The 22,429-nt window shown below is 40.5% G+C and carries 17 protein-coding genes; 7 read left to right on the forward strand and 10 right to left on the reverse strand.

Annotation, left to right across the window (positions count from 1 at the left end):
* The first annotated feature begins 35 nt into the window (after nucleotides 1–35).
* Nucleotides 36–1,604 (forward strand): FGGY-family carbohydrate kinase, encoded by a 1,569-nt coding sequence (locus JMW90_RS02955; RefSeq protein WP_201561608.1) that lies wholly within the window; start codon nucleotides 36–38, stop codon nucleotides 1,602–1,604.
* A 67-nt stretch (nucleotides 1,605–1,671) separates the two neighbouring features.
* Nucleotides 1,672–2,172 (forward strand): cupin domain-containing protein, encoded by a 501-nt coding sequence (locus JMW90_RS02960; protein WP_201561609.1) that lies wholly within the window; start codon nucleotides 1,672–1,674, stop codon nucleotides 2,170–2,172.
* Nucleotides 2,173–2,194: 22 nt separating this feature from the next.
* Here the strand turns inward: JMW90_RS02960 and JMW90_RS02965 are convergent, their stop codons facing one another.
* The 4 genes from JMW90_RS02965 to JMW90_RS02980 form a co-directional block, all read right to left on the reverse strand.
* Nucleotides 2,195–3,406 (reverse strand): MalY/PatB family protein, encoded by a 1,212-nt coding sequence (locus JMW90_RS02965; protein ID WP_201561610.1) that lies wholly within the window; start codon nucleotides 3,404–3,406, stop codon nucleotides 2,195–2,197.
* Nucleotides 3,407–3,720: 314 nt separating this feature from the next.
* The gene (locus JMW90_RS02970) at nucleotides 3,721–5,526 is read right to left on the reverse strand and encodes a UvrD-helicase domain-containing protein (protein ID WP_201561611.1); all 1,806 of its coding nucleotides are present in this window, start codon (nucleotides 5,524–5,526) and stop codon (nucleotides 3,721–3,723) included.
* Nucleotides 5,511–7,619 (reverse strand): ATP-dependent nuclease, encoded by a 2,109-nt coding sequence (locus JMW90_RS02975; RefSeq protein WP_201561612.1) that lies wholly within the window; start codon nucleotides 7,617–7,619, stop codon nucleotides 5,511–5,513. The genes JMW90_RS02970 and JMW90_RS02975 overlap by 16 nt, the downstream gene beginning before the upstream one ends.
* Before the next feature lie 35 nt (nucleotides 7,620–7,654).
* Entirely contained in the window at nucleotides 7,655–8,470 is an 816-nt protein-coding gene (locus JMW90_RS02980; protein WP_201561613.1) for a crotonase/enoyl-CoA hydratase family protein, read from the reverse strand.
* 341 nt (nucleotides 8,471–8,811) lie between these two features.
* Here JMW90_RS02980 and JMW90_RS02985 point away from each other — a divergent pair, with 341 nt between their 5' ends.
* Nucleotides 8,812–9,564, forward strand: a complete 753-nt coding sequence (locus JMW90_RS02985) for a LysE family translocator (protein ID WP_201561614.1) — start codon at nucleotides 8,812–8,814, stop codon at nucleotides 9,562–9,564.
* Between the two features lie 65 nt (nucleotides 9,565–9,629).
* Nucleotides 9,630–10,667, forward strand: a complete 1,038-nt coding sequence (gene rlmF / locus JMW90_RS02990) for a 23S rRNA (adenine(1618)-N(6))-methyltransferase RlmF (RefSeq protein WP_201561615.1) — start codon at nucleotides 9,630–9,632, stop codon at nucleotides 10,665–10,667.
* A 229-nt stretch (nucleotides 10,668–10,896) separates the two neighbouring features.
* Here the strand turns inward: rlmF and JMW90_RS02995 are convergent, their stop codons facing one another.
* From JMW90_RS02995 to dnaA, 6 genes are all read right to left on the reverse strand, one after another.
* Nucleotides 10,897–11,514 carry a manganese efflux pump MntP gene (locus tag JMW90_RS02995; protein WP_201561616.1) on the reverse strand — a complete coding sequence of 206 codons (618 nt, stop codon included), beginning with the start codon at nucleotides 11,512–11,514 and terminating at the stop codon, nucleotides 10,897–10,899.
* The gene (locus tag JMW90_RS03000) at nucleotides 11,507–12,988 is read right to left on the reverse strand and encodes a DUF6880 family protein (RefSeq protein ID WP_201561617.1); all 1,482 of its coding nucleotides are present in this window, start codon (nucleotides 12,986–12,988) and stop codon (nucleotides 11,507–11,509) included. The genes JMW90_RS02995 and JMW90_RS03000 overlap by 8 nt, the downstream gene beginning before the upstream one ends.
* 117 nt (nucleotides 12,989–13,105) lie before the next feature.
* The gene (gene gyrB / locus JMW90_RS03005; protein ID WP_201561618.1) at nucleotides 13,106–15,721 is read right to left on the reverse strand and encodes a DNA topoisomerase (ATP-hydrolyzing) subunit B; all 2,616 of its coding nucleotides are present in this window, start codon (nucleotides 15,719–15,721) and stop codon (nucleotides 13,106–13,108) included.
* Nucleotides 15,722–16,370: 649 nt separating this feature from the next.
* On the reverse strand, nucleotides 16,371–17,579 hold the full coding sequence (recF, locus tag JMW90_RS03010; protein WP_201561619.1) for a DNA replication/repair protein RecF: 1,209 nt from the start codon (nucleotides 17,577–17,579) through the stop codon (nucleotides 16,371–16,373).
* A 164-nt stretch (nucleotides 17,580–17,743) separates the two neighbouring features.
* Entirely contained in the window at nucleotides 17,744–18,919 is a 1,176-nt protein-coding gene (gene dnaN, locus JMW90_RS03015; protein ID WP_201561620.1) for a DNA polymerase III subunit beta, read from the reverse strand.
* A gap of 159 nt (nucleotides 18,920–19,078) precedes the next feature.
* Entirely contained in the window at nucleotides 19,079–20,524 is a 1,446-nt protein-coding gene (gene dnaA / locus JMW90_RS03020) for a chromosomal replication initiator protein DnaA (protein ID WP_201561621.1), read from the reverse strand.
* A gap of 657 nt (nucleotides 20,525–21,181) precedes the next feature.
* Between dnaA and rpmH the strand changes: the two genes are divergently transcribed.
* The 3 genes from rpmH to yidD all read left to right on the forward strand — a co-directional run bounded on the left by rpmH (nucleotide 21,182) and on the right by yidD (nucleotide 22,250).
* Entirely contained in the window at nucleotides 21,182–21,316 is a 135-nt protein-coding gene (gene rpmH, locus JMW90_RS03025) for a 50S ribosomal protein L34 (RefSeq protein WP_007394757.1), read from the forward strand.
* Between the two features lie 186 nt (nucleotides 21,317–21,502).
* Complete coding sequence (gene rnpA, locus JMW90_RS03030) at nucleotides 21,503–21,874, forward strand: ribonuclease P protein component (RefSeq protein ID WP_201561622.1); 372 nt, start codon at nucleotides 21,503–21,505, stop codon at nucleotides 21,872–21,874.
* A gap of 1 nt (nucleotide 21,875) precedes the next feature.
* Complete coding sequence (yidD, locus tag JMW90_RS03035) at nucleotides 21,876–22,250, forward strand: membrane protein insertion efficiency factor YidD (protein WP_201561623.1); 375 nt, start codon at nucleotides 21,876–21,878, stop codon at nucleotides 22,248–22,250.
* The last annotated feature ends 179 nt before the right edge of the window (nucleotides 22,251–22,429 follow it).

Below are 22,429 nucleotides of genomic sequence, written 5' to 3' on the forward strand. Positions count from 1 at the left end.
GCTATATATCTATTTCCACATAGTAAAGGACTACTATGACCAACAACTTTGATACCCCTATTTATTTCCTAGCGATCGACAATGGCACCCAAAGTGTTAGGGCGCTCATCTTTGATCAATTTGGCGAGGAGATTGCCAAAGCCCGCGTGCCTATCGAGCCCTATTTTTCAACTGAGCCTAATTTTGCTGAGCAGCATGCCGATTATTATTGGCAAAAGTTAAGCGAGGTCTGCCAGCAATTGTGGCAAACCTGCGATATCACCCCAGCGCAAATTGCCGGTATCAGTCTAGCGACCCAGCGCTATACCATGATATGTTTGGATAAAGACAAACAGCCGCTACGCCCAGCCATTGTTTGGATGGATTTTCGCCAAGGAGAGCCTAATGACTTAGGTATGCTCGCTCCTCTTACTAAGCTAATCGGTATGGGCGAGCTCGTCAATGAAGCGCAGCAAAAAGCACGTTGTAACTGGCTTGCCTATCATGAGCCAGAGCTTTGGGCAAAAACGGCGCATTATGTTAATTTGTCAGCGTACCTGACCTATCAGCTCGTTGATGAACTTATCGATTCCACCGGTCATGCTTTAGGCTACCTGCCTTATGATTACAAGGCGCAAGCATGGTTTAAGCCGAGCAATATCAAATGGCGGTTATTCAGTTGCCGACTAGAACAGATGCCCAAGCTCATTCCACCAGGGCAGCAGCTCGGCAGCATTAGCGCAAAAGCCGCCGCAGCCACAGGTATTCTTGAGGGCACGCCAATGATAGCAGCTGCCAGCGATAAGGCTTGCGAAGCCTTGGGCTCTGCGGGTCTCGCGGCCGATACCGCTTGCTTAAGCTTTGGCACCACTGCAACGATTAACACCACCTCAACGAATTACGTCGAGATACTCAAGCATATGCCTTCCTATACGGCAGCCGCGCCAAACTACTACAATCATGAATATATGATTTATCGCGGATTTTGGATGGTCAGCTGGTTCAAAGAGCAATTTGCCCAGTATGAGCAGCAACTGGCAAAGACTCAGGGTATTGATACCGAAAAGCTACTCGACAATGCAGTCAAAGACATTCCGGCAGGCTGTATGGGATTAATGATGCAGCCATATTGGTCGCCCGGTGTTCGTCATCCGGGTCTTGAAGGCAAAGGTGCGCTCATTGGCTTTGGTGACGTGCATACGCGGGCGCACGTTTACCGCGCTATCTTAGAGGGGCTTGCCTATGAGCTTAAACTTGGTTTTGATACCATTGAAAAACGCACGGGCAAACCCATCAAACACTTACGCGTCTCTGGTGGTGGCTCACAAAGCGACTCAGCCATGCAGCTGACGGCAGATATCTTTGGCATGCCCGCTTACCGTCCGCACACCTTTGAAGCCTCAGGACTAGGTGCGGCTATCAACTGTGCGGTTGGTCTTGGCATCTATCCCGACCACTTAACAGCGACTAAGGCAATGACCCATTTGGGCGATGAGTTCTTGCCCATTGAGGCCAATGTTCAGCTCTACAAACGCTTATATAATGAAGTCTACCTGAAAATGTATGAGCGCTTGCAGCCTTTGTATCACAGCATTCAAGATATCACCGGTTACCCAGCTAAGTAATGCAAACCTTGGGCTTCACTCATTACGGCTGTTATAAGATTAAAATAATAACAATGGGGATTACTTAATGACCATGACATCACAGCCTGAGCTTAAAAACACCCAAAGTTACGTCCTAATCAAGTCTGATATTGACAGCATTCCTAAAACCAGACACGTGCACCAATTTAACGAGCAAGCTATTCGCCATACGGTCTCATTGAGCGACATCATTGGTTTAACCAAATTTGGTTTGCATCTCGTACGTGTTGAATCGGGTGATGAGACGACCCAGCATCACTATCATGAAGAATCGGACGAGTTCATTTATATGCTATCTGGTAAGCTTACGCTACGTTATGGCGATGACACTTATTTATTAAATACTGGTGATTTCGTCGGCTTCCCAGCACATGGAGCGGCGCATTCTATGCGTAACGACAGCGATAGCGATGCCGTCTATCTTATGGGCGGTAGCAGACCACCCATTGATATCACCAACTATCCAGACATTGAGCGCAAAATGTACAATATTCATGGCAAAAAGGAATTTGTCGATTTAGAAAATTTGGGTCAAGTAAACCTTTAAAACAAGCGAATCTCATCTCATTTTATAAGGGCTGGCTCATATCACTTAAGGCTGTGTGAATACGATTTAACCCTTCTATCAATATCACTTGAGGACAGGCGACGTTAAGGCGCATTTTAAGATGCCCCTCATTACCGTATTGAATACCCCCACTTAACTCAACCTTAGCGTCTCTAAACTGATTATAAAGCGTTTGATCGTCTTGACCATATGCCGAGCAATCAAGCCATATTAAATATGAAGCATCTGGGCGCATGACTGTGATATTGGGCAGGTGTTTTTCTAAAAAATCGCAGACCAAGTCGATATTGGCTTCGATATAAGCCAGTACTTGCTCAAGCCACTCACCGCCTTTCTCATAAGCACTAGCCATCACTTCATAAGCAAATAAGTTCAGATCATGCTCGTCTCTTAAGCGCTGTTGTTGGTTAATTTGTTTAATCAACGCCTCATCTTTAGCAAAGATCATCGCCCCTTTAATGCCCGCCACATTGAAGGTTTTGGTCATTGAGGTGATGCTCACTACTTTGTGCTCATAGCCTTTTGCTAATTGTAAAAAAGGAATAAACTCGTGACCACTCAAAGTTAAATCTTGATGAATCTCATCGCTGACAATTGCGACATCGTGCTTTTTGCAGATCACAAGCAAGGCCTCAAGCTCATCTGCCGTCCACACCCGTCCGCCGGGGTTATGCGGATTACACAACAAATAAAGCTTCACCTCATGTTCGACGATCTTAGCTTCGATATCGACCAAATCTAGATGATAACGTCCTTCAGCTTCTGTTAATGGCGAGAGGATAAGCCGTCGACCATTATCTCGAACCTTAGTCATAAAAGGCGTATAGATGGGATCGTTGACCAGTATTGCCTCGCCCGCTTCCGTAAATACTCTCAGCATCAGCGCCAAACTTGGTATCACGCCGTGGGAAAACAAGATGTGTTGTTTATCCAGTGCCAACCCATAACGACTGCCATGCCAGTTAATAATCGCTTGATATAAAGCCGCAGTGGGTTTGGTATAGCCCAATACACCATGATGCCCTACTCGTTCAATGGTGTTTAGGATGGGCTGTGCCGCTCTAAAATCCATATCCGCCACCCAAAGCGCAATGGTATCATCGCTATAATGCCATTTAAGCGACCCAGTATGACGTCTGTCGATTATCTCATCAAAGTTGTACAACACCGTATTCTCCAGAATCAGAAAAAATAATGGTTTAGGGTACAACATGAATGGCGTCATCGCCAATCGCTTTATGGCGTTTGCATAGATGCACTATGAGACTAACGCTAGAAGATTGATGCTGTGAAATACTAGAAAGGAGGTTTAACGATTTGATTAGAGTTAAGTGTGTGAGTAGCCAATCCTGCCATCCGCTATTATCTGCTTATCCAATGGCGTGCGGACTAAGGTAGCTGGTAGTGTTGCTGTTGTCTCGACACCATTCCCAGCCACAGTCCGCATCGCCATTGTCGTCAGCAGGATAGCCGCTACTGTCAGGGCTAAAACGCTTTTTAGGGCAATCTCTATAGATATATCGAAAATTAGTTAAGAGCTGTAGAATGGGTTAACGAATCATCAAGCCTGATGATATCTACCAATCCCAAATTTTCAATTAATTCAGCTTTTTTCTTACTCAGCTCTGGCACTGTAATAAATAAATTCTGTATAGCCCTACTTATAGCAACATACTTGAGCCGATGTTCTTCTGATTCATCTAGGTTAGGAACAGTTATAAAATCTAGTTCTTTTTCACTATTTAAGGTAAGTAAAACATTATCAAATTCAGCACCTTTTGATTTATGTATGGTTATATTATTACTAGTATCTTCAATAATATTTACACATAAAGCTAAGCCTTTATAGTTAGTGTTGTCATAAAAAGTCTTAGGATTTCCAGCCCTAAAATTACTAAGCCCATCAATCCCTGAATCTGTTTGTAATATATTATAGAGAGTCATTAAGGGTTTATTACAGTATTCATCGTACCTACTATTTAATAAAAAAAGTAAATCTAGTGCATCCCTTTTACCTTTGTTACTTCTTCCAAAATACCTCTTAAGCTCATTCAAAGCTTCTTTTATCTTCTTTTCACGACATAGCTCTACTGCTTTAATGCAAGGTATTATCAACCTAGGACGGCTAGAGTTATTAGAACTATCTATTTTTTTTAAATCATCAAAAAGTTTATAATTTAAATCTACTCCCTCAACATCTTTTTTCAAAGCATTAGCAGTTATATTCTGCCAAGATAGCGTTATTAAACACTTTCCCGATAGTTCGTTATTAATTTTATGCAAAACTTCTAATCTATCGCCAATGTAAATAATAGGCTTACTCCCATTAAAACCGTCTTGTCCCTGCTGCTTAAAGTCACACCTTATATGATTTAAGAGATTAATAACTTCTTGTGTACTACGCCTATTAGTATTGATCCAGTAATCTTTTATTCCTTCTAACTCAAATGATTCAAATTGACTCGGATCAGCACCTTGAAAGCTAAAAATTGACTGTGCCTTATCACCAATAATTCCTACTATAGTTTCTTTCTCCCCAATAAGACGAAGTAATTCAACTTGGATAGGGCTGCTATCTTGAAACTCATCTATAAGAAAGTAGGGAAACTTAGTTCTTAATACATCCAAGACAAAAGGATGGTTTTTGATTATTTGAAAACTAAAAAACAATACATCATCATGGTGTAAGAGACCTTTATTCCAATGCAGTCTTTTGAAAGCCTCTAAGTCTATTTCTAGAAGCTCAAGACATACTTTTGATAAAGGTCTTCCGTTTATAAGAGACTTAGTTCTATCAGCTGTTGTAACTAATTCGTTATTAACATCAAGGTTATAACGAATAGAAGAGAGCCAGCTAGTTACTCTTAATAAATTTTCTGGAAAATCTCTCAATTGTTTCAAACTATAAGGGTTCTTTAAAGACGATTGATTAGTATGTTGGTTCAACCAATCTCTAGTCATACTACGGCTTATCAATATATCATCATGACCATCCAACCTAGAGATATTAAAACCATAATCATCTGCGATAAAATGCAGATATGGTTTTATAATATGTCTATATAAAAAGCTATGAATTGTTGAAACTTCTACTTGATTGGATGATGAACCTAGCCTATCGCGAATTATCTCTACTGCTGTATTAGTATAGGTAATACAGGCGACTTTTCTACTTTTATCTAATCGTTTAGAGTTATGTAAAACTTCTTTAATATGATTAACGAGCCAATACGTTTTACCTGCACCAGGTCCAGCTAACACTCTAAAATGATGTTCGATGTCATCAAGCTTATCACCTGAATCAATTCCTACAGTCTCTAGTGACATATCCATTCTAGAGCCTCCCTAATATACTTAGGTACAACAAAATTTTCGATATTATCAGTTAGATTTTCCTCAAGAGCATAGGCTAGCTCTAGTGCATTTTCACCTTTACCAATCGAATTTAAATATCTTGAGGCAATTACTGCATGTTTTTTTTCTTCATCAGTCCAACTATCATTTAACGCTTCAATAGCCTGCTTAATCCTTTCATTTTCTTTACTAAGTTCTTTGCTAGGGTCTTTTCTGTTGCCCAATAAAGCTAAGCAATTATTCAAAGTTCTGCTCTCATCTAAATCCATCATTTTCTGGATTTCAGATCTGTTAGACATGCTATGAGTTATTAAAAGCTTACAATTCGGATTGTGTAAAGCTAAATCATATTCAAAAGTCTTGCCCCTTTTATCTTCTTGACTAAAAAATCTTATATTCTTATGGTTCTTATATTTCTCAATTAACTGAGATGGATGATCTTTGTATTCATATTTATCACTATCTAATCCGTACTCAAATGGATAACATTTCTCATAACTGTTCTGATTTTGTTCCTCGTCTTCTATTTTCTCTCTTCTAGTAGGGTCTCTGTCTGTTATACAAACTACTTTCTTAAAAATTGCTGAGGCACTTTGTTCCGTATCAAATAGCTTCAAAAAATGGTTAAAATATCTACCACCTATGTTAATTACAGATACATGATGATTTTCGAGAGGATTTCCCAAGCTTTCTGCAAATATACCCATTAGTAACTGCTCTGCTAACCCTTCCACAAGAATAATTTTTTCTGCGAACAGCATATTTGATTTAGTAGCATCTAGAAATCTTTTAACGTATTTCAGAGATTTTAGATCATCAGTACTATTATCAAAAACTTTTGCTAGGTAGCCTACGTTTGCGTTACCTTCAATATCATTATGTAAACATATTATCTCTTCTAATTCTGTTGCTGACGTTACATGAGTTGAATGTGAGGTAATAAAGATTTGTCTAACAGTATCGTTGCTAATATTGGTTTTTAGAAACTTAAGAAACTTATCTTGCATTGATGGATGTAAATGCGCTTCAGGTTCCTCAATGACAAGCATTGGAAACACTTTAGAATTACCTCCAAAGTATTCCTCATCTGCGTTAGCTTGCATCTTTGCTAGAAGTATTGAGATATAGATAAGATTGTTATAACCCAATCCATTATGTGAAGCAGGAATTTTGAATCCTGCTTCCTCGACAATGAGTCTTAGAAAGCTCAACATTTCTATATCTGATGTCTCACCCTCAAAATTAGGTGTGGATTTTAAAGAAGCACCTGTTTGATTGGCATAAGATAATATTGCTTCTTTACCACTTTCCATTCTTTTATCTAAGACCTCAATCAATCTTGAAGAATCCTCAGAAAATTGTTTTGACTTATCTTTTATTTCTTTGTTTTTGTCTAAGGCTTTATCGGTTGAACTTTTAATCTCGTAATCTAAAAAGAAATGCAGTACTTCTTTTAGCATTACATTACGACCAGAAACTAGATCTCTTTCAACATCTCTAATAGCATCAAGAAACTGAAAATCGAACCTCTGTAATAACTCACTATCTGCTTGATTTTGGTTAGTGACTTCACCTCCCCATATTTTATGGGTATAAAGCCGTAGAAACTCATTATCAATAGTTCTGAAAGCTTTACTTACTAACTCTATTTGAGTTCCCTGTTCACTTAATAAATCTATCTGCTCCATTTCTTCTAAATATTTCTGCTCATATTTCTCAGGCAGAAAGAACTCATAGGTAAGCTTCGCCTCATAATCTTCAGTAAGTGACGTTAACCACTCGCTAACCGTAACTAAATCATCATTATTAGAAGTCTTGCCTTTAGAGATTGTTATGGTAATAGATACTTTTGGAGAGTGCTGTCTTAACTCATCCCAAGAAACATGCTTATTAAAATCGTTAACAGTTAAACGCTTTTTTAAGTTTGGGCTTAAGACCAAACCTAAAGCCTTAATCAGATTAGATTTCCCAGCATTATTATGCCCAATAATAACGTTTATACCATCGTTAAACTCAATTTCATTTTCTTTAAAATTCCTAAAATTTTCTATTTTTATTTTTGATATGTACATTTCTTAATGCCTTATAAATTGAGTTTTGAAAAAAACTACCTACCCTTAAAATCAGCCGCCCTTCTTTCAACCATCGCCATCGCGCCCTCTTTCGCATCTTCTGAATGAAACAAATGCGGCAGATAGCCATGAATATTGGCTAGTGCCGCTTTTTCACCATTACGGCTGGCATCTTGTGCTGACGACAGCAATCCTTGCACGCCAAGTGGTGCGGCTTTGCAAATCTCTTTGGCGATAGTCAGCGCACGCTCATATTCTTCGCCATTTTCGATCACTTCACTGATTAGATTTAGTCGATCAGCGGTTTGTGCATCGAACGGCTTGCCTGTTAGTAAATACGGCATAGCTTTTTGCCAGCCCGCTGCCGCGACAAAGCGGACGGTCGCGCCGCCGAACGGCATAATGCCGCGCTGAACTTCCATTTGCGCAAAGTTGCAATTGCTACTGGCGATAACCACATCGCTATTGAGCATCAGCTCAATACCCGCGGTAAAGCAAGTGCCTTGAACGGCGACGACTATAGGTTTAGACCGCAATTTACCGCCAATGCCCCAAGGGTCGATTTCATCAGCAGTAAACTCAAACGCGCCTTTATCCCATTTATCTTGTAGCTCCATCAAATCGAGTCCGGCGGTAAAGTGCTCACCATGGGCAAATATTAATGCACAGCGGAGATTGGCATCGTTTTCATAGTTAGTGAGTGCTTCAGAGAGCTGTTTTATCATATGGCTGTCAAAGGCATTGCGTTTATCCACGCGATTTAATCCAATCAAGCAGATAGTACCTTGGATGTCATAAGTGATGCGATTATCATTGCTAGTGTTATTGCTATTCTGGCTTTCCGTAGTCATGGTCTTATCCTTTTTAGAACGGTCGTTTATAGGGTACACCTGTGCCAAATTGATGAAGTAAAAATACCTTAACAAGGTGACCGTACTGCTGATATAAATTTTTTGCAGCCTCTGTCTGCGTAGGCATAGCAAGCAAGAAAAATTTATACCAGTAGTACGTGATGTATCGATATTACTTTTCACTGATTATAGCGCTTAAGGTTAAAATTCTACTTACTTTTAATATAGACATCCGTCTACCACAACGCAAGCATCATATGAGAAGCAACATCAATATAAGTTGACCTCGTTTGCGATAAGTGAAACTATTATGCAAATCACAGTATTATTCAGAGCACGTTATGGAATTTTGGCACGGTTTTTTGCTTATCACCAGCGTTCACCTACTCGCTGCCGCTTCACCTGGCCCTGATTTTGTATTGGTCTCGCAGCAGACTTTAGCAAAAGGTCGACGCACGGGTTTAATTTGTAGTGTCGGTATTACCTTAGGTTTGTCCATTCACATTATTTATTCCGTGCTGGGACTGGCGACGCTAATCGCCCATTCGCAGCCATTATTGACCGCTATCAAATGGTTGGGCGGTAGTTATCTTATTTATCTGGGATGGCAAGGTATTCAAGCCAAAGCTAAAAAGCCACTAGACTCAGAAAATTCAGCAGACGCAACCGATTCAGTCGTTAGCGTTTCGCAAGAGGCACTTGCCAAGCAAACGACGTCTACCAATCATGCCGAGCTTTCTGATAAAGCCATTGCCACTAAAAAGTATTCCACTAAAAAACTGCCTACTAATACCGAATCAACGGTTGCTACCTTACGTCGAGGCTTCTTCTGCAATGTCTTTAATCCCAAAGCACCGGTGTATTTTGTGGCGATATTTACTCTCGTATTATCACCAGATATACCACTTTGGCAGTTGGCAATCTATGGCGTATGGATGATGGTCTTGCAGCTGGCATGGTTTAGCACCGTGGTGATGTTGCTATCCATCCCTGCTATCAATCGCCGCTTTCAGCGCTTTGAGCATTGGATAGACCGCGTATTAGGGTCAGCGATGATAGTATTAGGGTTAAATCTCATTTTACGTAGCCGATAAGACATTCGTTACTCATGAAACCTGCTAAAATGGCGCATTATATTCACATATCAAAGCCTGATACTATGACAAGCAAGCCTATTACCCGCCGCCCGACCGCCAATAATCATCGAAATCGCTCGCCTGAGACTGCCAAAAAACTCGGTAAGCTACATCCGCGCAATCCGCATCAAGGTCGCTATGACTTTGAAGTATTGACTCGTGCTTTGCCTGAGCTTGCTGAGCATACCATTATCAATCCTAAGGGCGAGTCGACGATTAATTTCTCTGACAGTGCCGCCGTTCGCGTGCTTAATCAGGCACTGCTGGCTCATTATTATGGTGTTAAATTTTGGGACATTCCGGAAGGTTACTTGTGCCCGCCGATTCCGGGACGTGCCGATTATATTCATTATATCGCCGACTTGCTCGCGCAAACGACTCATGTGAATAAAGATAATACGCCACCAACTGGCAAAGAAATCCACGCCCTTGATATTGGTACCGGTGCCAGCGCGATTTATCCCATTGTTGGTAGCCAAAGCTATGGCTGGCGCTTTACCGCCTCAGATATCGACCCTATTTCGGTCAATACTGCCGCGCTTATTTGTGAAACCAATCCCAAGCTAAAGAGCGCGGTTAAAGTAAAGCTGCAACCTGAGCCTAAATTTATCTTTAAAAACATCATTGGTCGCCAAGATTACTTTGATGTGGTCGTTTGCAACCCGCCGTTTCATGCCTCATTAGAAGAAGCAATGGAAGCCAATAGCCGTAAGCAACATAATTTGCAACGACATCGCGGTAAAAATGAAAACGAACAAATCAGCCGTAGCTCAACGAAATCTGGTAATGCGGCACAGAATCTAAACTTTGGTGGTCAGCATAAAGAGTTATGGAGTGAAGGCGGCGAGATTGCCTTTTTGACCAAAATGGCAAAAGAGAGTCAAGACTTTGCAGAGCACGTCGGTTGGTTTACCAGCTTAGTGTCAAAGTCTGAAAACATTAAGCCGTTGCAGCTATTGTTAACGCAACTCGGTGTCGCGCAAATGCGTATTATTGAGATGAGTCAGGGTCAGAAAAGCACTCGTATACTCGCATGGCGCTTTAATACTGACGAAGAGTAGCAACTATAGTTAAAATATCTCAAAAACGCTACAGTGCTGCTGGTATAAATTTTTTGCAGCCTCTGTCTGCTAGCCACAGCAAGCAAGAAAAATTGATACCCGCAGTACTTGATGTATCGATATTACTTTTCCCTGACTATACTGTTATTAGTGATAAAAGTTCCACGTGAAACAAAAAAACCGCTTTGATATTCAAAGCGGTGTTTTTAATAAGACTTATGACGCCAAATCAACTAAAGAACATAACTTTAATACCTATAGCAATCAGCACTATTCCACCTAATGCCTCAGCTTTATCTTCTAACCACGTCCCTGATTTTCTGCCCAAATAAACCCCAAAAAAGCTGAATCCAGCCGTCACTACCGCGATGATTAAACAAGCCAACCATGCATTCAATGCCAATAAATTCAGGGTAAACCCTGCTGCCATTGCATCAATACTCGTAGCAATAGCCAGCGTCAACATAGTACGGTGATTGATGCGGTTGTTTGCATTATTTATGATAGCAACGGCATCCTTAGTGTCGGCTTTTAGATGAAGCGCACTATCTACCGCATCTTCCCCATCGCTAGTAAACACCTCATAAAGCATTTTACCACCGAGACCGATAAGTATCATGCCGCCAATCCAAGGTGCAGCAGCAGCCAACCAGCCTAGCAATACTGCACCCAATAAATAACCAATCAGCGGCATCACACCCTGCGCGATACCAAAGTACAGCGCGGCATACATAGCCAAACGCGCGACATATTGTTTACTCTGTTTTTGCGACTTAGCACCTAGCCCAATCGCAACAGCAAATGCATCCATCGCTAGCGCAATAGCCAATAAAATAACTTCAATCATCTAATCGCTCCCAAAAACTGCGTTTTTTACCGTGCTTATCTTTGAGGGCAGACACGAACTTGAGATGGTCATCAATTCCACTATAACTCTCATCTAATCGGTCAACCAACTTATCTAACTTGACTAGATGATTGTAATAACGCGCCGCATGACCGTATGCCTTGCTACGGGCGCTGTCCAAAATATCACTCATTAAACTGCGATAAATGATTACTTGAATCAAATCAGTACCCGCTGGTAGTTCTTTTAACATGCCTGTTAGAGCCGTATAATGCACATCAGCAAACTGGGCTTGACGAGCAACTGCGACCTGATTGGCAAGCTCAATTTCTCCGATCTCAAGCAGTAGCGATGTCGCCATAAAGACACTTTCTTGTTGTTCTGCAAGCTCATAGGCTCTTTTTCGCCACTGAGCTTGCTGAGCAGGACTGGCCACAGCCATGATAGATTTTAGTCGCGTAGGTGTTGATTGTAGCTCAAATACCTCGCCTAGCACTTCCATGAGCGCATCGGTATCTTTTTGCATGTGGTATATGTTACTCAACCAATCCAAGCGTCTGATTTTATCCATCAAACCATCGCTTTGCCATTCTTCATTTAAGTAGTGTAGCGCCTTATCATAAGCCCCTTGATCGAGTAAAAATGTTAGCAACTCTTCTAATCTTCGAGGATGAACCGGTCTAATCTCTTGCATCTCAAAAAAAACCGCTTCAAAAAAACCCACATCACCTAGCGCCCTTGTTAGATTTTTTATGGCGATCTCGATTACCATTTTTTCATAGTTAATTGAAAAAGCACCATCGCTTAAAGGGCTGTTTTGCCTTTCACTCAGCGTATCTTCATTTGCTTTTTTTGTTTGAATAATCTCACGCTCTTGTTGATAATCAGCGATCAATCCACGTATCTCAGGCTCAGATAACAGCTGATCAATATCTTTTAATAAATTATCTTTAGTACCATAATCATTATCGTCAGCCAGCGCTTTTACTTTCTTTACCCAAGCATGGCTGAGTATGTCTTGCTCATCAATGGGCAAACTGCTTTTTTCTTGCTCATAACAAGTGCTAGCAACCGTCAACCAAGATTGTGTTAAATCACTATATACGCCACCGACCTCACCATTAGAATCATCACAACGCTGCAGACTGCTATTGGTCGATGAAATAAACAGCTCTATTAATTCTAAACATTGACTTGGTTGCTGCGGATAAAGGCTCATGACATCGCTAGCTAAATGATGCAGCTCAGTGGCGAACTCACTCGACTCCCAATAATCAATAAATTTACGCCGTCTTTTGAGACCTTTTAGTGTTGTGGTCAGTTTTTTTATGAGCTTAGGTTTGTCTGACTGTAACAATAAACGCTCAATTTTTTTATCTAATATTTTATCTACACCATAGATATCAGCCACAAAGTTAACGAGCGTTGTGTTTGATAATTGCGCTAAAAGCTGTTTTTGTTCTGAATTTAACATGATCGTTTCCTGCTAATATTTTATTATTATAGTGTTTCATGTGAAACAAAAAAGTCACCCTGCTAACAGGATGACTTTATAGAATTAGTAGCTGAATTTCAAATGTTAAATATCAAATTATATATCTAGGTTTGATACCGTCAACGCATTCTCTTCGATAAAGATACGGCGCGGCTCAACGTGATCACCCATGAGACAGGTAAACATATGATCCGCAGCGATGGCATCTTCGATATTGACACGTAACATACGGCGGTTTTCAGGATCCATAGTAGTATCCCAAAGCTGATCGGCGTTCATCTCCCCTAGCCCTTTATAGCGCTGAATGGCTAAACCACGGCGCGCATCAAGCATCATTTGTTGCCATAGATAATCAAAATCACGCACTAGAATATCTTTGGTCGTACCCGCACTGGCGTCACGGCGGATAAAAGCATCCTCCTCAAGCAACGTATTCCATTCGCTTGATAAGCGTAGCAACTTGGTATATTCGCCTGAATTGATAAAGCTGGCATCCAGCAGATAATGATGAGCTAGCTGATGCACATAAACCGTGATGCGTGGCAACCATTGTGCTTTGGCGACGACTGCTTCAGCGTCAGAGCTATCCCCTTTCTCAACTTCAACCACAGGCTTCATACCCAATAAATCTGCAGCGGCGGCGTCCATATTTTTAGGTTGCGGTGCATGGATATTAACCAGCTCAATTTCAGGATTTAAGTCACTACCAAAGTGCTCAAGCTGCGTCTGTAGCGTGTCTTTCCAAGCTTGCATTGCGTCTTTATCATACGTCATATCAGTACTGAGTTTCGGCGTATGCGTCAATGCGTCTAACAATACGGCTGGATAACGAATCTGCAAACGCGCTTTGATTAGCTGGGTTTGGTTATAATCATTTAGTAGCGTCTCTAACGCTTGACCTGTAATCGCTGGCGCATCCGCACTAATATGTAGCTTGGTATTATCAATCGTTGATGATAATAAATATGCTTTTAAGGCTTCGTCATCTTTTAGATATAGCTCTTGACGACCTTTTTTGACTTTATAAAGCGGTGGCTGGGCAATATAAATATAACCACGCTCAATCAGCTCAGGCGTTTGACGGAAGAAAAAGGTTAATAGCAAAGTACGAATGTGTGAGCCATCAACGTCGGCATCGGTCATGATGATAATTTTATGATAGCGTACTTTATCAGGATTATATTCATCAGGACCAATACCACAGCCAAGCGCAGTAATCAAATTACCGACTTCTTGTGACGATAACATCTTATCAAAACGCGCACGCTCAACGTTTAGAATTTTACCTTTTAGCGGTAAAATTGCCTGTGTTTTACGGCTGCGACCTTGCTTGGCTGAACCGCCAGCAGAGTCCCCTTCCACGATATATAGCTCTGATAATGCTGGATCTTTTTCTTGGCAATCCGCCAATTTACCTGGCAGACCTGCGATATCTAACGTAGTCTTACGGCGAGTCATCTCACGCGCTTTACGAGCAGCATCACGAGCACGAGCAGCATCAATGATTTTACCGGCAATTAATTTACCAGCACTTGGATTTTCTTGTAGATAATCATTAAACTTATCGTGCATTGCTGATTCGACGGCAGATTTTACTTCGCTTGAAACCAGCTTATCTTTGGTCTGACTTGAAAACTTAGGATCTGGCACTTTAACAGACACGATAGCCGTTAAACCTTCACGTGCATCATCGCCAGTCGCAACGACTTTCTCTTTTTTAAAGAGGTTTTCGCGATCCATATAGGTATTCAAACAACGCGTGAGTGCTGAACGAAAACCAGATAAATGCGTGCCACCGTCTCTTTGCGGGATATTATTGGTGAAACAAAACACCTTTTCGTTATAAGTATCTGTCCACTGCAACGCCACTTCAACACTGATACCATCATCTTGATTACTGATAAAATGGAACACATCATTGATGCCATCTTTACCAGCATTAATATAGCTGACAAACTCTGACAAGCCACCTTTGTGTTCAAACTCATGACGCTTATCAATACGCTCATCGGTCAAAACAATACGTACACCTGAGTTTAGAAACGATAGCTCACGTAAGCGTTTGGCTAAAATATCATATTCAAAAACAGTACCGGTAAATACGTCATTGCTAGGGTAAAAACGGATTTGCGTGCCAGTTTGGTCGGTCGCTTCCATTTGCTGAATATCGCCATCGGGCACACCATCAGTATAAGTCTGATGGTAATGATAGCCTTCACGCCAGATATTCATCTCAAGCTTTTTGGACAATGCATTAACGACTGAAACGCCAACGCCATGCAGACCCCCTGAGACTTTATAGCTGTTATCATCAAACTTACCACCAGCATGCAGTACCGTCATAATAACCTGTGCGGCAGACACACCCTCTTCTGGATGAATGTCGACCGGGACACCGCGACCATTATCCATCACGCTGACAGATTCATCTTCGTGGATAATGATATCAATTTGATCACAGTGACCCGCAAGCGCTTCATCGATAGAGTTATCCACCACCTCAAAGACCATATGATGCAAGCCGGTACCATCATCGGTATCACCGATATACATACCAGGACGTACGCGCACCGCTTCTAATCCGCGAAGTACTCGAATGTCTTTCGAGCTGTAATCAGAGGGTAATACCTCAGGAACGACAGCAGTAGCAATAGTCTCAACTACGCTGTCTGACGTTAGTTGCTGGTGGTCGGTAGGTAATGAATCACTCATGTGCATTCCTTGATCTAGCCATTATCAGCTATTTATCATCAGCTCACCACAGTGGTGATACTTAATGATGCTATCTATAATATCGTTTTGTCGTCAGATTCTGTCTTTATTACGGTTGGCTTAAGCTTTTTAGACTAGGGTATAAAGGCAAAAAACCAGATTAAAAAATACGTCAGGTTAGCCATCTCTATTTAATCCCTGTTGCGATTATTTTCAAAACCATCAAACTTAAAAAATAAAATTAAATTTATAGTTATCAATAACTTAAGTTCTCACAACCAATAATAAACGTCTAGATAAAACGGTAAGATAACTTGCTGAGAATAGGACAAAAATAAAGCTCTATTTTAGCATTTTTTTGCCTGTAAGTCACTGTTTAAGGACCGTTTTATGAGTAATAGAGTGTGGGTTGAATTGAGGATAAATATGAGAAGATATGGTCGCTTAAGAATGTAAAATAGAAATTAATAACTGAGATATCATGACCCCAATAAAAGCTATTAGACTATAGTCAGTTCAAAATAAAAGCGATACGATTGTAATAACGTACTATTGGCTATAATTTTTTCTTGCTTGCTGTTAGCAAGCGTGACAGCGGCTGCAAAAAATTTATAGCCAACAGCACTGTATCGTTTTTAAAATGAATCGACTATAGAAAAATATTACCTTGTTTCATGTGAAACACGTTAGGGTTTGACCAATACTTATACACTAAAGGTAAAACACTATCAGTCAAACTGGTCATAAATACCTGACATGGCAACTGTGCTAAGGTTGATAATAAGATCTCTATCGCCCTATCATCTAGCTCTGCAGTAATATCATCTAATAATACCACTGGTGTAACGCTTAACTTAGCGTCATTTATAGATGATGCTAGATCATTGTCAGCTTTAAGCAAAAGTGGTAGCTGTGATAAGCGCAATGCGGTGATTAATAGCTTCTTTTCACCGCGCGATAACACATTAGCGGCCTGCTCTTTTAAAACTGGCAACTTAGTTTGCACGTCGCCTTCTGCTGTCGTGCTTCTAGTCGCCTGCCCATCCTGTATGGCTGACGACTCGCTAGAGCGCCAATGTACATGAATGTCAGCGCGGTGATTGCCGATACGGGTATAACCCAACTGTAAATCCTGCTCTAAACGTTCATTAAGCTGAATATCGAGCGCCACATCGGTATCATAGCCGGCATTATAGCTTAAGCTTAATTGCTTGGCATAAGCAGGCAGTAACTGCGCAATACTCTCAGAAAAATAAGGTTGCCAAGCTTCAAATATAGACTCACGGTAGTGATGAATCAACGCTGCATGACTAGCAAGCCCTTTATCCCAAGATTTTAACTCAGTAAGCTGCACTTGGCTGAGATATCGTTTTTGTTTTAGCAAACTATTGCGCTGTTTTAACAAGCGTTGATAAGCAACCCATTGTGGATGAAACCCTTGTTTCATGTGAAACACTAGCCAATCCAACAGCTGCCGACGACTGGCACTACCCTGCTCTAACATGTCCATCGTCGATGGATCTATAAGCAATGTAGGAAGCTGTTCCGTTAAAATACTTTGATTGTAGACAGTGCTTTGATTGAGACGTAGTATCGTCGTCGCATCTGCTTGCTTTTGAATAGCCAAGCTACAGCTATCACTAAGTTTAGCATGCACGGTTGCGGCATTTTGATGATGTTGAATATAACGTTTAGGCTGGTGATGACGAAAACTTTTGCCTCTTGATAGCAAGAATATGGCTTCAAGTAGCGAGGTTTTACCACTACCATTAGCACCAATAATAACGTTGCAAGCAGTAGCAGACAGATTGACTTGATTGAGGTTACGCAGGTATGATATTTGTAGACGTTCAATCATGATATCGACAGCCGCCTATTTTACCACCCACTTAAAAGCAGGCAAAAGTTTAATTAAAATCCAGAATTTCAGGCTTTGAAACCTTAAACTGATCAATATAAATTAAGGTTAAAACCCGTATTATCCATGGGTTTTAACCTTAATTATCTAACGTTTGAAAAAAACTAGATACGCATTGGCATAACGACATACTGATGAAACTCATCATTTAACTGATTCACCAATACGGACGCATTTGATTGGCTCATGTGCATTTGTAAGTCACCTTGGATGACACCTAGCACATCTTGTAGGTAGGCGGCATTAAAGGACAACTCCATTGGCTCACCTTGATACTTGGCTTGTATCATCTCAACCGCTTCATCTTGCTCAGCATTATTGGCTCGTACTTCTACCATACCATCGCTGGCAAAATTGAATACCACGCCGCGAGATTTTTCATTACTCAAAATCGCTACGCGGCGCAGCACATCCATCATTTTTTCTTGATTAAATAGAGCAAGTTTGTCCGTATTGCTTGGCATGACGCGGCGATAGTCAGGGAACTTACCATCAATCAGACGCGCGGTGAAAGTTACCATCAGGTTTTGACTCACCTGCCCTGCACTATCTACATCGCCAAACGGCAAGCTGACTTGCAAGAATTCACGACCAAAACTCAAGGTCACTGCATTATCTTGATCACCCAGCATTTTGCCAAGCTCAGAGGCCAAACGCTCAAGCTCAATCACCGCTTTACGTGGCAAAATAGCCTGCATATTCAAATCTGCATCCACGTCGATCACGCTACGTGCCAGTGCCAATCTATGCCCATCAGTCGCAACTGTCGTTAGCTGTTGCTGTGATACATCAAACAGCATACCGGTCAGATAATAACGTACATCTTGGATTGCCATGGCAAACTGGGTCTTATGAATCAAATCAATAAGACGGCTACGGCTAATCGTTAAGGGCGTGATATTTTCAGGGTTACCTAAGCTTGGATAGTCTTCACTTGGCAATGTCCCTAGAGTAAAGCGGCTTTTACCACTGGTCAATAAACAGCGCTCGTTTTCTTGAGTGGCAAGGTTGATTTGTGCTTGAGCAGGTAATGATTTACAAATATCTCTTAGTTTGGTCGCCGGTAACGTCGTTGTACCTGCTTGAACACAAGCACCAGTAGGCAATTTCAACGTCGATGTCAGCTCTACTTCTAAATCAGAAGCGGTCAAAACAAGCTCTGACTCAGACAATTGCAACTTGATATTACCCAAGATCACCATATTGTGGCGTTTATCAGCAGCCTTGGCGATCAAGTTAATAGCTTTTAGTAACGACTCTCGATTAATCGATAATTGCATGCTTAGTTACTCTTATTTAAATGATTTTTTATAAAAATATAAAATAATGACTTCATAATACCTTGTCTACTGACAATAATCCATTAGCGGTCTGGGGGCGCTTATTTTCAATATTATAAAGCATATCTATCCACTAAAACATAGTGATAGCAAAGCCTTCTAACCGGCTTGCAACATCAATGCTAGCGTCTTGTAATCCTTGTCAAACGCTGGATCTGCTGCTCGCAGTTCGTTGACCTTGTCGCAAGCATGCATCACTGTCGTATGGTCGCGTCCCCCAAAGGATTGTCCGATCTCAGGAAAGCTATCACTAGTCAACTCTCTTGATAGTGCCATCGCTATTTGACGTGGTCTGGCAATACTACGCGTGCGTTTGCGTCCCAGCATATCTTTAATCGTCACATCATAATATTCAGCGACTACTTTACGGATATTATCCATATTAACGGCTTGTACGCGCATGGCAACGATATCTTTTAGCGCATATTGCACCATCTCAAGCGTGATTGGGGCACCTGTTAGGTTGGCATTGGCAAATACTTGGTTCAATGCACCTTCTAGACGTCTTACGTTAGAGACAACGTTTTGCGCAATGAATAATGCACATTCTTTGGGCAGACTCATGCCATAAGAGGCAGCTTTTCTCTGTAGAATTTGTACCCGTGTATCAATCTCAGGTGGATCCACAGCAACTGTCAAACCCCAAGAAAAACGCGATCTAAAGCGTTCGTCAAATTCGGTCATCTGTGATGGATGCCGATCTGAAGCTAAAATCAATTGTTTATCACCACTGGTGAAATCTGCAAACAACGTTAAAAACTCATTACTACTTTTAGTCTTTCCAGCTAATACATGAATGTCATCTACAATTAATAAATCTACTTTTTTAATTTTCTTTTTAAAATCTTCTATTTTATTGTTTCTTAATGAATAAACCAATTGATTAATAAATTTTTCAGAAGTGAAATAATAAAAAGTTTGATTATTTTTTAAATAGCGATGAGCGACAGAATGCATTAAATGCGTTTTTCCCAAACCAGAAGGTCCGTATATAAATAAAGGATTATGACGATTTTTTGATTGACGCTTGCCAAGCTCATAACAAGCCTTATAAGCCAAGTTATTAGACTTACCTGTGACAAAGGTTTCAAAGGTAAAATCGGGGTTTAAATAACTTAAAGACTTTGCATCAGCAGATTCAACCAGTTCTGCGTCACGCATATTGGCATCGATATCTGCTTTGGCATTATTATGATGAATGGTTTCAAAATCATGATTTGCAGGGGTAGGGGAGACGTTGTCTTCTGAGAATAATGACCCCGATTGTAGCGAACTACTATCATCAGTATCACGACCAGCATTATCAACACGTACAACAACCTCTTCAATACTGCTCTGACTATGCTTAGTGACCAGCTGTTGAATGTCCTCTAAATGATTCTTTTTGATGTATGTTACAAAGTAATCATTAGGTGCAAGAATAATCAAAGTGCTATTTTCTTGATGAGCGGACAGTGGTCTTAACCACATGGTAAACACGTTATCTTTAACATGATAACGTAGGTCGTTTAGGCATTTATCCCAAATACTTGCTGTATCTATCATGAATATCAGTAGCCCTATAATTCAAAGTATTAGTATTTTTTATTGTAAGAATCAATCAAATCAGATCTAAAAAAGGCGTTAAAGCTTACGTCAAACAACCTATTACAAAGCCACCTAACCACCCATATCGTATAGGAGGATAATCTACCACAAATAGCCTGTGGATAAAACCTTGTTTTTTGGGGATAAGACTGTGGATAGTTTTGTGGATAAGTAACGATCGTGAGTTATCCATATTCCACCCACAGGTTATACACAAGTTTACCCATAGTCTATAATTTTGATTATAAAAGAAATTTAAGACTTAACCACAGAAAAACAGTATCCCAATAACAACAATATCTATATATATTAATCAATTAATTATTATAAGATTCGATGCAAATTGTGGATAACTTAAAAATTATCGCTCATAATACGAGTTGTTTTTGGACTAGATAATAGGAATTACAGTAAAGAATTTATCAAATCCACAGAGGCTACCTAACTTCTTAAATAAATTTTTAAACGCCATGAACGCTTTACGAATAGCAAAAAAAGCGAAGAGCAATATCACGCTGCTCTAAAACATCGTGAATAGTTTATTGACCCACATCCCATGCGATGATATAATCCTCCGTTATTACGAATTTAGTCCATTATTTTGATAGGTGAGTTATGAAACGTACATTCCAACCAAGCGTGATCAAGCGTAAACGTACTCACGGTTTCCGTGCTCGTATGGCAACTAAAAAAGGCCGTCAGGTCTTAGCTCGTCGCCGCGCTAAAGGACGTCATCGCCTTACTGTATAATCAGTAGATTGCGATAAGCATGGCTCATAGTGCTTGTTGTGTTTCTATTATTTATAGATTGCGATAGTCAATCATCACAACTGACACTTAGCCATATATTAAAAGCGCCCACATCGGCGCTTTTTTTTTATCTATATTTTACTATTATTTCTGCTATCGTTATTAGCTCTTATACTAGGTTGTACTATGTCCAATACCCCTCCAACGACACCTCATGCTTGCTTTACCAAAGAGCAGCGCTTACTCACGCCTGCAGCCTTCCGTGAGGTCTTTGATGCCCCTGAGCGTAAGCTACATCAGAGCCATCTGATGGCGTTTGTGCGTACTAACACTCATCAGCAACCACGAGTCGGTATGGCGATTACCAAGCGCAAAGTACCTACGGCAGTTGCACGAAATCTGATCAAACGTCAAATACGCGAACAGTTTCGAGTCAAAGCTTTTGGTTTAGAAAACAAAGACATTGTTTTCATTGTTAAAAATTCTGTTAAAGGATTGAGTAATAAAGAAATAAAAACAGAAATAAATAATATTTTTAAAAAGATAGAAAAAAAGTAATATGTTTTCTTTTGTGAAAACTATAAATAAATATTTATATAAAATTATTTATAGTTTTATTATTTTTTATCAAAAAATAATAAGTCCTATATTACCTGCTCGCTGTCGATATTATCCAACCTGTTCAAACTACGGTAAGCAAGCTCTGGCTTGGCATGGTGTTTGGAGTGGTAGTTTGCTTTTATTAAAACGTATTGGTCGCTGTCATCCTTTAGGTGGACACGGCATTGATTTTGTACCGCTACCCTTAGCCTCTTATCATTATCAATATGTGTCTTTAACTATATCAACTTGTATGAAGGCTCAAGGTTTGTATGTTTATCGAGATAATAATAGCTATGTTTCGCGCCTAAATCATATGATGACATTCACCTAAGACGTAGGCTCTATAAAGCGTTTCAGCATATCTACCTAGTTACCCACAAGTTATCCACACTGTTGGTATCATTTAGAGTCGTTTTTTAGTAAAATGATGAACATTTTATGTGATTGACTGCTGACACTACTGCTCACTATATGGGTTAATGCTGTTCGCAGCCATGACACATGCCCTAG

It is taken from the genome of Psychrobacter glacincola, assembly GCF_904846215.1.
In the GTDB taxonomy this organism is placed as follows: domain Bacteria; phylum Pseudomonadota; class Gammaproteobacteria; order Pseudomonadales; family Moraxellaceae; genus Psychrobacter; species Psychrobacter glacincola.

Coding starts and splice junctions, on each gene's coding strand:
- JMW90_RS02955 (WP_201561608.1), top strand. CDS start 36: ATGACCAACAACTTTGATACCCCTATTTATTTCCTAGCGATCGACAAT.
- JMW90_RS02960 (WP_201561609.1), top strand. CDS start 1,672: ATGACCATGACATCACAGCCTGAGCTTAAAAACACCCAAAGTTACGTC.
- JMW90_RS02965 (WP_201561610.1), bottom strand. CDS start 3,406: ATGTTGTACCCTAAACCATTATTTTTTCTGATTCTGGAGAATACGGTG.
- JMW90_RS02970 (WP_201561611.1), bottom strand. CDS start 5,526: ATGGATATGTCACTAGAGACTGTAGGAATTGATTCAGGTGATAAGCTT.
- JMW90_RS02975 (WP_201561612.1), bottom strand. CDS start 7,619: ATGTACATATCAAAAATAAAAATAGAAAATTTTAGGAATTTTAAAGAA.
- JMW90_RS02980 (WP_201561613.1), bottom strand. CDS start 8,470: ATGACTACGGAAAGCCAGAATAGCAATAACACTAGCAATGATAATCGC.
- JMW90_RS02985 (WP_201561614.1), top strand. CDS start 8,812: ATGGAATTTTGGCACGGTTTTTTGCTTATCACCAGCGTTCACCTACTC.
- rlmF (WP_201561615.1), top strand. CDS start 9,630: ATGACAAGCAAGCCTATTACCCGCCGCCCGACCGCCAATAATCATCGA.
- JMW90_RS02995 (WP_201561616.1), bottom strand. CDS start 11,514: ATGATTGAAGTTATTTTATTGGCTATTGCGCTAGCGATGGATGCATTT.
- JMW90_RS03000 (WP_201561617.1), bottom strand. CDS start 12,988: ATGTTAAATTCAGAACAAAAACAGCTTTTAGCGCAATTATCAAACACA.
- gyrB (WP_201561618.1), bottom strand. CDS start 15,721: ATGAGTGATTCATTACCTACCGACCACCAGCAACTAACGTCAGACAGC.
- recF (WP_201561619.1), bottom strand. CDS start 17,579: ATGATTGAACGTCTACAAATATCATACCTGCGTAACCTCAATCAAGTC.
- dnaN (WP_201561620.1), bottom strand. CDS start 18,919: ATGCAATTATCGATTAATCGAGAGTCGTTACTAAAAGCTATTAACTTG.
- dnaA (WP_201561621.1), bottom strand. CDS start 20,524: ATGATAGATACAGCAAGTATTTGGGATAAATGCCTAAACGACCTACGT.
- rpmH (WP_007394757.1), top strand. CDS start 21,182: ATGAAACGTACATTCCAACCAAGCGTGATCAAGCGTAAACGTACTCAC.
- rnpA (WP_201561622.1), top strand. CDS start 21,503: ATGTCCAATACCCCTCCAACGACACCTCATGCTTGCTTTACCAAAGAG.
- yidD (WP_201561623.1), top strand. CDS start 21,876: ATGTTTTCTTTTGTGAAAACTATAAATAAATATTTATATAAAATTATT.